Consider the following 14,317-nt stretch of genomic DNA (forward strand, 5'->3'; position numbering starts at 1 on the left):
CAATGAGCCTATCTATCTGGCCACTGTTCTGAAGATCATCTACTCTCCCCAGATTAACCAGAACTCTCTGTCTAGTCTTATTCCCCACTCGTATATTCTCTACGAGTTGCAGGTAACTCTGGTGGACCCGTCCATGTTTTTGAAGTGTTTCAGTCTGAGAAACATGGCACCTATATGATATCACTATATAACGGCAAATCAAGCAAACACAAAGCGACAAGCAATAACGCATGGCACCTTGTCTCGAAAGTGATTCAAGTATCTACAACGGATTCATGAGACTTTCAGAACTTCTTCCTGCGATTTCTTCCGTTTTGCTGTCAAAGTTGAGTCATAGTTAATTCATGATGCTCATCGCAGCGATTAGTTGTCAGAGAATTGAGAGAAAACCGGAGAATGTGAAATACTGAAGAATTCTATAGTACCGCGGCGAAGATTGACTATCTTCTGTGAAAATTCCGGGCCACTGACCTGTAATTAGTCCGTTCAGCTGGTTGGTGTTTGGCAGTTACATAAGAGCGTTAATTCGAGAACAATGAAATTGCATTGTTCTGAAACCTGTAGTAGATGTATTCTAAAGACTTGCGATTTTCTCCATTGATCTCTGGCAAAAGAAAATGGTAGTGCGGTTTTAATCTCCGATTCAATGTCTTGCCGCCCCGCAGAATTCGGATTCATTGATTCCTCTTCATAGACACTTAAAGCATTTCAATTTTTGCCCGGAAGGCGCTTTTAGTCGGCACAGCCGAAATCACTTACAGAACAGAATTGAAAAAAATTGTAAATGAATCTCCATAAACCTTTAAACCTTTTGGCGAGAATGCTATGATTCTTGTGATCTGTATCCCTGAGTAGCTGAGATTCTCTCCACAACTTCTTTCAAGAGATTGGAATACTCAAACATCATTTTCTCTCCCATCCTGAAAATCGGACCGGATATGCTTATTGATGCAACGACCTCACCCGATGAATCAAAAACAGGAGCCCCAACACATGCAACTCCTTCTTCGTTTTCTCCTTTGTCAAACGCCGTTCCTCTCAATCTAATTGTCTCCAATTCCTCCCTAAGAGTATTCTTGTCTGTTATGGTTCTTGAAGTCTGAGGGACAAGATCAAGAGCCTCTATCATCTCTTCACGATCGGCATCAGGAAGAAACGCCAAAATCGCTTTACCGACTGCGGTGCAGTAAAGAGGGGCTCGTTTTCCTATCAAAAGCTTCGTGTGCAGTGACCTTGAACTTTCAAATCCTTCAATGGAGACGACTTCATTCCCGTCAAGTATACCCATGTGTATCGTTTCACCCGTCTTCAAATGGAGTTTCTCCATCTCAGTAAATGCCACATCTTTAAGTCTCATAGAGGAAAGATAGAGACTCCCCAGTTCAAAGAGCTTAATTCCTATTCTGTATGTAGACGTGAGGGTATCCTTCTCAAGCATATGTTCTTTGCAGAGAGCTTCCGCAATTCTATACACGGTGGCCTTTGGAAGACCGCTTTTTTTCGTCAAATCGTCTAGGCTAAGCTTTGATTTCTCAAGACTAAATGAATTTACGATCCTTACTATCCTTTCAACACTCTGCATTCAAAAGCCTCAATCATGACCTAATGAGCATACCCCAGTAATCTTGGCAACCACAAAACAAAATCGGCCCAGTAAGTAATTATTACTAGTCCCATTACTTCTATCGGTATCCAGTATTTTAGCATTTCCTTAAAAACCTTGCCGACCGGAGTCTTGCTAATCGCGCTTGTAATGAAGCCTGTCTGTCCATAGGGAGGTGTGTCAAGTGCAAGCATAAGATTGAAAGTGGTCACGATTCCGAAGTGAACGGGATCTATTCCCACTGCCCTCACGAGCGGAAAGACTATTGGTATTACAACCAGCTGTATAACGGACACATCAAAGAACATTCCAAGTATGAAGAAAAGAACGTTCACACTTAAAAGCAGCACCCATGCACTGGAAAGAAGTCCCATATCCATGAAAGCGTTCGTCAGCAATAGAGGTATCTCTTCTCTTGCAAGCACATATTTCACAACGAAGGCACCGGCAATCATGAAGCTTATCGCACCTACATTATAAACAGTTTTTAGCATTATCTTTCTCAGCTTCTTGACTCCAAGCGTACGATAGATGAAGATGCTTACAAGTATAGAATATGCAGCGAGAACGGCCGCGGATTCAGTTGGAGTGAATATTCCTCCGTAGATACCGGCCAGGAGAATGATCGGAGCCATCAGGGCAGGAAAGGATCTGATGAAACTCTTCGCAAGTACTTTGAGTGGATATCTCTTTCCTACCGGATAGTTTCTCTTCTTCGAAAGATAGAAGGCCATCCCGGCTTCAAGAAAGCCAAGAAGAAGCCCTGGTATTATTCCAGCAAGAAACAGGTATCCCAGAGAGGTTCCTGTCAGCATGGCATAGATTACCATCGGTATACTGGGAGGAATGAGGGGAGAAATAGTTGCCGAAGCACACGTAACCGCACAGGCAAAAGGGCCGTCATAACCGTCGTCCATCATTGCCTTTATCTCTATTGTTCCAAGACCCGAAACATCAGCTATTTCCGATCCGCTCATTCCCGCAAAGATAATACTGGCGCCGATGTTCGCGTATGCAAGTCCACCCCTTACACCTCCCAAGAGCTGCTTCAAGAAACCGAAAAGCCGGTCGGTTATCTCGGTATCGTTCATAACATTCGCGGCAAATATGAACATGGGAACCGCAAGGAGAACGTCCTGGGCCCTCAGTTCGATTGCCATTATGTCGAGGAAGATTCCCAGGTCCATTCCTGAAGTGATGAAGTATGCAAAGCCCCCCATGATCATTCCAAACGCTATCGGATAACCCAGGGCGAAGGCAGCACCGAATACTATGAAAAAGAGTATCAATCCCATGGTTCAACCTCCTTGGGAACGATTCTTCCGGAGAAGAGTTCTATGAAGCTCTTCACTATCCAGATTACGTTGTGAATGAAAGTCAAGACCATGAAAATGGGGAAACACATGAAGAGATAAGTCCAGGGAATCCTTAAGACTTCGGACTTGATGATCTTATAGAAAAGAACATCGCCGAGCACAGGTCCCAGTGTTACTAAAAGCACAATGCAAAAGAAGAGATCGAATGCTATCTGGAGAAGCAGCTGCACCTTTCTGGGAAGTTTGACGAATATAATGTCGAATTTAATATGTGCATCGAATTTCCTAGCGTATGGTGCACCGAGGAATATAGTCCATATGAAGCTATATTGGGCAACCTCAAATAGTTCGGGTGAAGGAGTCCTGAATACATATCTCAGAACAACCTGCAGGAAGATACTTAAAAAAAGCAATCCCAGGAAGATTATCCCTCCCCAAGACTCTATTAGATTCAGTGCAATTTGAACCGACCTAAACAATACTCCAAAGAACCTCTTCATGATCGTCCTCCACAAAGAGTAGCTTGGGCCGGGATTACCCAGTCCAAGCTACTTCTTCTTGCTTCAGCTAGTCGGAAGGATAAGACTGGATTGCTTCATACATTCCTGCGCCCCAGGCTTTGTCGAACTTATCTTGTGAATAGAACTCTCTCGCGTATTTCATGAAGGCTTCTTTGTCGGGAACTATTATCTCCATTTTGTATTCGTCGACAAATTGCTTAAGAAGCTTCGATTCTTGTTCCAGAACCAGGTAGTTCATGTAGAAACGTGCTACTTCAAGAGCTTTGATAATGTAGGTCCTGTATTCTGCAGGCAGAGATTGCCAGAACTTTTCATTGATTACTGGATTTATCATTCCAATTGAGTGATCCGTAAGAATTATGTACTTAGTGACCTCAACGAACATGGCCGATAGATCAGTTGGAAGCGGATTGTCTTGCCCGTCGATAGTGCCCAGCTTAAGCGCAAGATAAACTTCTCCAAAACCCATTGGAGTTGGATTGCTCCCGATAGCACGTCCCATGTCCATGAATGCTTCGTTGTTGGGCATCCTGATCTTCATACCTTTGAGATCTTCCGGCTTGTAAACGGGTCCCGCCTTTTCGGTTGTGTTGAGCTGCCTCATACCGAGATACCATGTATCCAAAACCCTCATGCCGGTCTTCGAAGCCAACTCATCAAACCAACCTTTAACCAGAGGACTGTTCATAACCGAATACATGTGATCGAGGTCCTTGAAGATATAGGCGGCATTCAGAACCCCCATCTTAGGCATGTTTCCGAGATCCGCAAACCATGATGGAGCTCCATCGCCTGCCATCTCAAGATCACCCCTCATTACAGCAAGCAACGATGTCTGCTGGTCACCAAGTTGTCCTGAATGGAAGACTTTCACGTCTATCTTGCCTCCACTCAAGTCTCCTACGATCTCTGCAAATTTGTTCATGGCGAGAACTTGAGGCTGAGTTGGCGAGGCTACCGTGTTGAACCGTATAGTATAAGTCTCCTCAACGGCAAAACAAATGCTAACTAACAGCAGAACAAGACCCACGATTAATCCCTTTTTCATCGCTAAACCCCCTTTCGGTTTTTTGGTTCTTGAAGCTCAAGAAATTTTCCCGAACTTTCTGAGAGTATCTTTCAACACTGCCACTTCGTCTTCTTCAATTTCCATGAGTGGCGGTCTTACTCTCGCGACATCCAGTCCCGAGTGGAGCGCGAAGGCCTTTTTTACTGCCGGCAACGGGTTTGTAAGCCGCCTATTTCTACCAAAGAAAGCGCTAAAAAGCTCGTAAAGCTCCTTGAAGCTACTTGTCGCCTTGGTGGCATCACCAGAGAGGAACTCGTCTATCAAGTTCCTCATCATGTCCCCAATTACGTGCGAACCTCCGCTTATAACGCCTATTCCACCCTGACTCATGACCGAGAGAACCATTAGGTCGTCTCCGGAATAAACCACTATCTTCCCCTTTGTTGCCTTCAAGAAGGCAGAGGTCTGCAACGGATTAATTCCGGCCTCATCTTTGACGGCAACGATATTCTCAAACTCAGTTAGCTTGGCCAGAGTCGCCGGATCGATATTCGAAGCCGTGAAGAGCGGAATGTTATAGACCATAATCGGAAGATCGGTCTTCTTACATATCTGAGAGAAGTGATAGTAGATTCCTTCCTGAGTCGGGTGGCAGTAATAGGGAACAACTACCATAGAAGCATCGTATCCTAGTCTCGCCGCTTCTTTCGTAAGTTCTATTGTCTCGTGAGTGTTAGCTGTACCTGTTCCGGCTATCAACGGCACCTTGTTCCCAACTTCTTCTTTAACTTCTGCAAAGAGCCTTACCTTCTCCTCAAAGCTCATGGTGTAGAACTCGCCGTTTGTTCCGGCTATAACAAGGGAATCACAGTACTTCTTTCCAATCAAGTAGCTCGCTATCTTCCTGGTCATCGGATAGTCGATCGAATAATCAGCTGCAAAAGCGGTGCTCATTGGTATGAGTATCCTCCCAAACTTGCCAACAACGTCCATTAATACGCCTCCCTGTATTTCATCTATTGAAACGCCATTTCTTTCATTGAAATTATACTACTTGCCAATCGTTAATCGGAAGTCAATGAGATTCGACCTGAACCAAATGGAGGCAAAAACACGGAATTAACAGTTATGGTGTTCGAAATTCTTCTGAAAGGGCATTCTTTAGAATGTGAGCTTAGCCCCAATCAATAGCTATTGATCGGGGAACTCCGAGGAATTATCTATGTAGCCAACGAATATCATGGAATTCATGAAAAGAAATCTCTACTCAGTCGATTTCCATCATCGAAGAATCTCTTGCTTTTGCTCTCTTAACGGATTCTAATAGATTACGAAGTCGGTTATCTCTGATTCAATTGAGATCTTCTAGTCAAAACAAAGTCAAGAATTGGATTTCTGAAGCTCATCAAGAAAAGTTTTAGGCAGAAGCCGAGCCGCTTCTTTGTCGATCATCCAGAAGAGTTTCCCATATTCAGGAGATACAAGACTTATTGGTAGTTCACAATCATTTTGGACCAGAACCAACCTAGCGATCTCTGCCTTCGCCTTTCCGGAGGCCAGAACGAAGATGTTTCGGGCTTGCTTTAGAGCTCGCAGACCAAGCGTAACCCTTTTGGATGGCCTTCCATCGTAGCTCACTTCGCTGGTAAGTACGAGGGAATCATGGTCGTGAATCTCAGTCGAACCGGGAAAGAGAGACCCCGTGTGGCCGTCTTCTCCAAATCCCAATATTACAAGATCGAAATCTGTGGAATGTTTTCCAAAATAGTTAATCAGTTCTGTTTCGTATTGAGCCGCGGCAATCTCAGGGGATAATTCACCTTTGATTCTGTGAATGTTTTCCTGGGGAATCTCGATCCTTCTAAGTAGAAGCTCCTTCACGAGTCCGTAATTGCTTTCATCGTCATCGGGAGTAACGCACCTCTCGTCTACCCAGAAAAGGTCGACTTTTCGCCAGGGAATACCTTGTTTGTAAGGTTCTTCGGCAAGAATTTCATAAAGTCTTTCGGGCGTAGAACCTCCCGAAAGAGCTACTGAAAATCTCTCATGAACGGTTGTTCTGTTCTCGATTAGTTTTGCCAAAGTTTCGGCGGCCGCATGTGATAGCTGCTCAAAGTTTTCGAAGATGCTCAACTGCCTATTTGCCGCCGACATCTTGCTCCTCTGGTAGTTCTCCATCCTCACCACAACAGCAAACAAACCACTCCCGGCCTTCCCTCGAAACGAGAAAACTGCTTTCTTCGGGACCCCAACTACCGGTTGCATAAGTGCACAACTTGATTTCTCCATTCTCTTGTCTTCTTATTATAGGGTCGATTATTCCCCAAGCTAACTCGATTTCATCAGATCTGGCGAACAATGATGCATCACCCTGCATTACATCTAAAAGGAGTCTCTCGTATGGATCAGGGAGGGTGTCATTACCGAATCCGCTGGAAAAACTGAAATCCATTTTGGCTGTTCTGGTCTTCATCGGACCACCAGGAATCTTTGCCTCGAAATACAGCTTCATTCCTTCGTCAGGTTGAATACAAAGAGATAGAATGTTCGGACTGACATCTTCGCCATTTCCGGATTGTCCAAAAAGCATATGAGGAACGCTCTTGAAATGGACGGAGATTTCCGAAACCTTTCTCTTCATTTTCTTGCCAGATCGAAGATAGAATGGGACTCCCTTCCATCTCCAATTATCCACATACATCCTAAGTGCAGCATATGTAGGCGTTTTTGAATCCTTGGCAACTCCTTCTTCTTCAAGATAGCCATCATACTGACCCAGAACGACGTCTGAACACTTGTTCATTGATCTCAGAACTTTGACCTTCTCATCCCTTAGAGCATCCGCCTCGAAAACTGCTGGCGGTTCCAAAGCCACTAAAGTCAGAAGCTGAAGCATGTGATTTTGAAACATATCTCTCAAAACCCCAGCGGTATCGTAATATCCTGCCCTGTGTTCTACTCCAATATCCTCAGCAACAGTTATCTGAACATGATCAATGTATTGACGATTCCATAATGGTTCAAATATCGAATTGGCAAAACGGAAAGCAAGTATATTCTGAACGGTCTCTTTTCCGAGAAAGTGGTCTATCCTGAAAATCTGGTCTTCCCTAAAAGACTCGTGAACGATCGAATTCAACTTTCTTGCGCTTTCAAGATCTCTTCCAAAAGGCTTCTCGATCACGACGCGGACTTCTCTTCCCTCAGATCCACTGAGACCCAATTTGCCCAAGTGTCTCAGTATGATCGAATGCATTTCGGGAGGAATAGAGAGGTAAAAAAGAAGATTTGATCTAGCCTGCTCGTTCTTCTCCAATTTGTCTATCCTTTTTTTCAGTTCACCGTATGTCTCTTCTTGATCATACTCGCCCTGCAAGTACTCGATCTTAGTTTCAAATCCCTTCCAGAGATTACAGATCTTTGGATCAGATCTGGAGTAATCCTGAACCCCAGAGAATAACCTATCTCTAAAGCCTTTATCCGATATCTTGCTCCTAGAAACGCCGATAACGTCGAATTTTTCAGGCAGCAGTCCTTCACAACCGAGGGAGTGAACAGCCGGAATCAGTTTTCGTTGTGTAAGATCACCGGAAGCTCCGAATACAATCATTATTGAATTCTCAGTCTTCGCCATCTCTACTCTCCAGTCTTGTTTGTTTTATTTCGTGGCCGCCAAACCTGTTTCTGATGGCTGCAAGGAGTTTTGCCGAATAATCCTCTTCAACGCGGCTCTCAATTCGCTTCTGTAGAGACAATGTAATTACCGGGGCGGGGACGTCGAGATCCATTGCCTCAACAACTGCCCAACGTCCTTCTCCAGAATCTGCAACCCATGGTTCTATGTTACGGAGATCCTGATCACCGGCTAGTATATCGCTAATCAACTCAAGAAGCCATGACCTGATCACGCTTCCGTGAAGCCATATATCGGTCACTTCCTTCAAATCGAAGTCAAATTCCTTCTTCGCTCTAAGAATCTCGAATCCTTCCGCATAGGCCTGCATCAACCCATACTCTATTCCGTTGTGGATCATCTTTGCGAAATGGCCGGCTCCCGCTTGTCCGACTCTTCCCCACCCTTTGTCTTGCTCAGGCGAAAGCGTTGTGAATAATGGCGTGAGGTTCTCTATGATCTCTCTTTCCCCTCCAATCATCATGCTGTAACCTTCTGTCAATCCCCAAGTTCCCCCGCTAGTGCCTACATCTACGAACTTGATTCCTCTTTCTGAAAGTCTCTCCGATCGCCTAACTGAGTCTTTATAATTACTGTTGCCTCCGTCAATGACGATATCTCCAGAATCTAGCAAGTCTTTAAGAGCATTTACGGTCGTTTCAGTTGGAACGCCTGCTGGAATCATCAACCAAAGAATCCGAACCGGCGTCAACTTTCCCACAAGCTCTTCCAGAGAAAAGGCCGGGTAAAGTCCTATCTCTTCAGCCAGAGCCTTTGTGATCTCCGAATTCAGATTATAGCCGATGACAGTATGTCCGCCGGCGACGAGTTTTCTGGCGATATTGCCTCCCATTTTGCCAAGTCCTACTATCCCTATCTCCATATGAGGCACCTCTTTCTAAATAATTCCGATTCTCGGTTTGATGCTCCAAAGCTTCCAGCTTCAGAGATGTATCACTCCAGGTTATGCTTTGTCACTATCAGATTTCGCCCTTCTGTGGTCCTTAAAGCAGACCTCCTACACTCCCATTTTACCAATAGTGGGGTTTTTTTCTTTCTTCGTAAACTCTTCAGACGGTTTTCAAGCCTAATCCGTTTTTTGTAGATACTCGATAAGGATTTTTGCAGCTCAGAATTCCTAAGGCTCCTAGACCACAAAAAAATGTTTCATTCCCGCTACCAGAGATTTGACTTTCACAGTGTGAACAAATGACTGATTTTCCATAAATCTCATATATAATTCGATAAATCAACTTTCTTCCGAGACCTGAACTCTCCACATAGACGCGCTTTTGCCAATAAGCTGATTTACAAATCGAGATATTTGGGGGGCGTTGTAAATGAAGAAGTATTCTCTCTTTTTTCTTCTGGTATTGCTAATCTTTGTCACGGGTTGCGTTGGTCTTCTTCGAACAAATGCAATTAAGGGCACAGTTTTTGCAGACGAATATATTGAAAACGCTATCGTGAAGGTCTTTGACCTAGACGGAAATCAGGTCATTGAAGGCGAGTTTGAAACCGACAATTATGGGAGGTTCTCGATACCCATACCCACGGGGCTGAAGTTTCCGGTAATAATTCTGGCGTCCTTCGATATTCCCGAAGAACAGGAAAGGACTGATGCCTTCGCCTCGGTTGTCGAAGAGTCGTTCTATTCGGAGCAAATACTTGTAAATCCAGTCACATCAGTTTTTACGGCCTACATGTTCAGAATGGGAACCAGCTATGCAGAGGCCATCAGTCAGGTCAGAGAAGCCCTAAACGTTCCCCCTGAGGTGAATGTTTTGAGCCAGCTTCACCCTAAGTTCGAGACCTCGTATTTCTCTATGAAAAGACTTTCGGACTTCGTCCATGAAAACTTCGGCGGAGTTTATAGGGACTTCATAGAGGTAATTGTCGAGGCAATTGTCGGCGGCGCCAAGTACAATTTCGGCGTTGGTGCGACTCTGGATATTGACATCTCAAGCATAGCCAAGGACCTCTTGAAAGGAATAACAGCCGGTATAGTATCAAAGGGTGCCGTAAGTGCGATATCGTGGGTTATGAAAAGCCTGTTTGGACTCGGTGATCAAAGCGCAGAAATGATAAGCGAGATTCTCAACCAGGTTCAGGAGATAAACGACAAGCTGGACGTGATGTCTGCAAAGCTTGATACTATTGATGCCGAAATACAGAGCATTCTCACGAAGCTTGACAAGCAGTATTACGATTCGTATGTGAGAATGGTAGATCAGAACTACTTCACTCCGATCGAAACCTGCACCAACAAGTATATGTTCATTACAACTCTCGATGCAACGACTACCACAGATGTCGCCATCCAGGAACTGATGTACGATATTCAGATCAGCAAATTGGATCAGGTTATGCTTAACATCAAGAAAGTTATCGTTGGAGGAACTGCTGACACGAGTTATATGTCTCTGTTCGAGATTTTCATTACCAACGCAATGAATGCCATTAGATCGGCCAAGCTGATCGATGGAACTACAGATACCGGTTTTGGATTCTCACAGAGATGTCCTGCCGATTCGCCTGTGTTTATAGAGTACGTTCAAGCTTACATAGGTCTTTTCAAAGCTCTCACAACCCGTCAACTCCTCGCTCTGAACCTTCTGGTTGAATATGAGCACAAGCAGGGGAGTAGCCTTTCGCAGCTGCACTTGCAGAACTACAACTCGTACATCGCAGAGGAAGTTGAAGTCTTCTGGCATTGGCTGGAGACATTCGTAACATACATTGTCGGTGGCGAAGGCCTTATGTTGAACCCTGCTTATGATGCTGACAAAGCCTGGTTCTACAACGAAGCAGACAACGCAGCCCTGAAGGCTATGGGGTTGGATTCCGGGATAGTCGTGAGAGTTTTCTGGAATACCGAACCCATGTCGTTACCTACAACACTGCCCAGCTTCCAGAAAACTCTAGGGATTTTGCTCCCGGCATTCAACGTGTTCAGGAATTCCGCTTCCGGCATCAAACTCACTCTGGACAAACAGGATATTCAGCTCACCGCTATCGACGAAGCATTAGAAGCGAGTGATCCACTCGGCACATATCGTCTCTTAGGATATACATATCAAGATACAGAGCAGACAGTCGAGCCAGGGGTAGTGTTGAGAAGATATGTCTTTGAAAACCTTTCAGAAGGCAAATACACGATTTCCAGGAGCACCAACAACAATGTGGTTCAGACGCCTTACGCAATAACCCTTCTTGAGAATACTCATAAGAATATCTGCAATAATCTGTTTATCGCAGAGGAATACCTAGATGAAACGAAGTATGCTTTGAACATAGGCCCGGAGACCTCATATGTCCAATCTCTAGCAATATCGGCCTACGCTCCCTCATTGAGAGTCAACAATCTGCAGAGGGAGATCATATACGGAAGAAGCACTGACCCTACTGACCCGGATCATATAGGAGTCCTGAATGTCGCGCTCAACAGATATATGAAAATCGATGACGAGGCGTACTGGCAAAAAAACTGGATTCTCTTCATTCCTACATGGGATAGTTTTGGAGTCGATCTTGTGAAGGTCAACAGCACAAACAGAACAACCTCGGGGAGATATAGTTCGTGGTTGATATTAACAAACAAAGGTGACAAAGGAACTGGGGATTCCTGGGGGTGGTCGACGGGACCAGTCACAAAAGATCACGCGGTATGGTTGCGGGCCACAACGCAGCTAAGTGACATGTGCCTCGCTCCATATAACCTTTCTAAGTACTACACAATTGATACAAAAGACGACAAGTACAAATATCCAAGTACGACTTACTGTCTGTATCTGAATCATGACACTGCTCAGTGGGACCTATTCATCGAGCCTACAGGAATCAATGTTCTGGGAACTCTGTTCGGCACAGACAAACTGTACTACGGAGAGATAGTAAGGCTTAGGCATGCTTCCAGTGGCAAGTACGTTTCGTATCATCAGGTTTATACCAGTTCCACCTCTTCCTACAACTGTGGCACTGTGAACGATACCGATAAATATCAAATCAACAATTGGTGGGTGATCTATAGATAGCATCTGAGAAGAATCAAAATGATAGTATTTTGGAATGAGAATCCTGATTCACAAGAGATTCTTTTCAGGATTATTTTAAACGCTCCGGTTAGGCAATTGTTAGCCTAGTCGCTTTTGGAGATAGGGGGTTGTATCTTGTGAGGAAAGTATTACTTTCGTGGTCAATGATTTTGATGCTCGTCTTATCAGCCTTTGCATTGCAGCAGAGCCTGACAGTTGATCCTGACGAAGCGAAGGAATTGGCGAACGAGGCCTATGTTTTTGCATATCCTATGCTAGAAAACTACCGAACGATGTATGTTCAGGTAACGGAAAGAGGTGGATTCAATTCATTAACCCACGTTAAGAACCTATTTGGTCCCCATAGCAGACTCATAGTGCGCTCAAACAACGACACACTTTATTCATCTGCGTGGCTTGATCTAAGAAGTGAGCCCGTTGTAGTGGAGATTCCGCCAGTACCCGATCGCTACTTTTCATTGCAGTTCATAGACATGTACACTCATAATTTTGCTTACGCAGGTACTAGGGTCACCGGCTCAGATCCATTGACAATAATGATTGCGGGACCCAACTGGGAAGGAGAAGTACCTTCAGATGTTGAGAAAATGTTCGTTAGCGAGGGAAACTTTGTCTACTGTTTAGTTAGGACAGCCGTGAATAGCGAGCTACCGGGAGATCTTGAAGAAGTATTGAAGATACAGGAGAATTATGTTCTGAGACCTTTGAGTGATTTTGCTGGCGATGTCTCACCTCCTCTTCTAGACGATTTTCTTCTTCCTTTTGACCAAGAAGCTGCTGATTCTATCGGATTCATTGCATACTTCAATTTCCTGCTTGGGCAACTAGAGATTCATCCTTCAGAGAGAGACCTAATCTATGACTTCTCGAGAATAGGAATTGGTCCGGATTATCCGTTCGATCCGTCCAGCCTGACGGAACCGGTAAGAGAAGCAATTGATTCAGGAATCGCCGAAGCTCGTGCTTCTATATGCAATCCAGGTTCTGTTTTGGGAACGATCAGAAATGGATGGACAATGTCCGAACGAATCTTCGGCGATAGGGAGAGAATGCAGGGAATGTATCTTGTTAGAGCAGCCGCTGCTCACATAGGGCTTTTTGGAAATGATCTCGAAGAGGCCTATTACCCTAGCTGCAGAGTTGACAGCGATGGGGATCTACTAGATGCCTCGAGATTCAATTACACGCTTTCATTTTCAAAGGAAGAGATGCCTCCGGTTGATCCCAGGGGATTCTGGTCAATAACCATGTATGACACGGATCAGATGATGGTTTCAAATTCTCTTAACAGGTATTCAATCGGGGACAGATCTGAGTTGATCTATGAAGAAGATGGATTTCTAATTCTCTATTTGCAGCACGAACCACCGGGACCGGACAAGGAGTCGAACTGGTTACCAGCCCCTGATGGACTGTTCAGCATAACTATGAGGATCTACATCCCTGCAGCTGCGGGACTCGATCCTCTGTACTGCCCACCCGCAGTGAAGAAGTCTCGACTTACAGACTAGAGCATAGAGCTCGCTTTTTTTCCTCATCATTATCCGTAAGTCATTGAGTTCAACGGCACTCATATGTTGACGCTTCTCTCTTGCATGAATGCTGTGTTTGGCTCCTGATGAATCTGATCTTAAGTTCTCCCTTAAGGGTCACGCAGTGGCGGATGGTGTAGGTCTTTGAGGACCGGAAAAGCCGCTGACCTATAAAACTCCTCTTGAGAGCGGCTGTTGGTTCCTAGTAAGAACACATAGAGCACAAACCACATAACGCCAAAGAGCGAATTCATCGTTCAACTTCGGATATGCCACTAGTTTTAGAAGCACTTCAAAGAGCACACACTCCACCACAAGCGGGGACCAAGATCAAGAGTGTAGGAGTTCATGAACCCAGGTATAGTGATTACAATTCAAGAACAACCTGACATCCCGCTTGTTTTGTAACTAGGTTTCTTCGAAGGCAACAGAGCATCTTCGTTACAGTATCTTGTGGGCTTGCATTTCGTGCATGTATTAGGTATAATTGTACCTATTGAGAGGAGTGAATGCATGGCTCATCGTATTCATGTAAGAAATAAGGATACAGGGGTTACCTACGTTTATGAGGGAATATCTTACTGGGATAAAGAGAAGAAGCAGCCACG

General features: G+C 44.7%; 10 protein-coding genes and 1 pseudogene. 2 read left to right on the plus strand and 9 right to left on the minus strand.

What is annotated here, in order from left to right; genetic code table 11:
* The 9 genes and pseudogenes from Q502_RS14875 to gnd all read right to left on the minus strand — a co-directional run.
* Positions 1 to 165 (minus strand): annotated as a pseudogene (locus Q502_RS14875) (IS1634 family transposase); the annotation flags it as partial.
* Positions 166 to 823: 658 nt separating this feature from the next.
* Complete coding sequence (locus Q502_RS11960) at positions 824 to 1,582, minus strand: IclR family transcriptional regulator (protein WP_102819409.1); 759 nt, start codon at positions 1,580 to 1,582, stop codon at positions 824 to 826.
* A gap of 20 nt (positions 1,583 to 1,602) precedes the next feature.
* Positions 1,603 to 2,898, minus strand: coding sequence for a TRAP transporter large permease (locus tag Q502_RS11965; RefSeq protein ID WP_102819410.1), 1,296 nt, complete (start codon positions 2,896 to 2,898; stop codon positions 1,603 to 1,605).
* Positions 2,889 to 3,419: a TRAP transporter small permease gene (locus Q502_RS11970; protein ID WP_102819411.1), complete on the minus strand. Its 531-nt coding sequence runs from the start codon at positions 3,417 to 3,419 to the stop codon at positions 2,889 to 2,891. Before Q502_RS11970 ends, Q502_RS11965 begins: the two co-directional genes overlap by 10 nt.
* A gap of 67 nt (positions 3,420 to 3,486) precedes the next feature.
* Complete coding sequence (locus Q502_RS11975) at positions 3,487 to 4,488, minus strand: DctP family TRAP transporter solute-binding subunit (protein ID WP_102819412.1); 1,002 nt, start codon at positions 4,486 to 4,488, stop codon at positions 3,487 to 3,489.
* A gap of 36 nt (positions 4,489 to 4,524) precedes the next feature.
* Complete coding sequence (dapA, locus tag Q502_RS11980) at positions 4,525 to 5,442, minus strand: 4-hydroxy-tetrahydrodipicolinate synthase (RefSeq protein WP_102819413.1); 918 nt, start codon at positions 5,440 to 5,442, stop codon at positions 4,525 to 4,527.
* A 387-nt stretch (positions 5,443 to 5,829) separates the two neighbouring features.
* Positions 5,830 to 6,603 (minus strand): 6-phosphogluconolactonase, encoded by a 774-nt coding sequence (gene pgl, locus Q502_RS11985; protein ID WP_180977991.1) that lies wholly within the window; start codon positions 6,601 to 6,603, stop codon positions 5,830 to 5,832.
* Positions 6,587 to 8,083, minus strand: coding sequence for a glucose-6-phosphate dehydrogenase (gene zwf / locus Q502_RS11990; RefSeq protein WP_181456410.1), 1,497 nt, complete (start codon positions 8,081 to 8,083; stop codon positions 6,587 to 6,589). Before zwf ends, pgl begins: the two co-directional genes overlap by 17 nt.
* Positions 8,070 to 9,005: a phosphogluconate dehydrogenase (NAD(+)-dependent, decarboxylating) gene (gnd, locus tag Q502_RS11995; protein WP_102819415.1), complete on the minus strand. Its 936-nt coding sequence runs from the start codon at positions 9,003 to 9,005 to the stop codon at positions 8,070 to 8,072. The genes zwf and gnd overlap by 14 nt, the downstream gene beginning before the upstream one ends.
* A gap of 457 nt (positions 9,006 to 9,462) precedes the next feature.
* On the opposite strand from gnd, the gene Q502_RS12000 reads away from it, so the two are divergent.
* Positions 9,463 to 12,156 carry a hypothetical protein gene (locus tag Q502_RS12000; protein WP_102819416.1) on the plus strand — a complete coding sequence of 898 codons (2,694 nt, stop codon included), beginning with the start codon at positions 9,463 to 9,465 and terminating at the stop codon, positions 12,154 to 12,156.
* 137 nt (positions 12,157 to 12,293) lie between these two features.
* Positions 12,294 to 13,688, plus strand: coding sequence for a DUF1254 domain-containing protein (locus Q502_RS12005; protein ID WP_258002067.1), 1,395 nt, complete (start codon positions 12,294 to 12,296; stop codon positions 13,686 to 13,688).
* Positions 13,689 to 14,317 lie beyond the last annotated feature (629 nt).

It is taken from the genome of Mesotoga sp. Brook.08.YT.4.2.5.2. (genome assembly GCF_003351125.1).
Taxonomy (GTDB): Bacteria; Thermotogota; Thermotogae; order Petrotogales; family Kosmotogaceae; genus Mesotoga.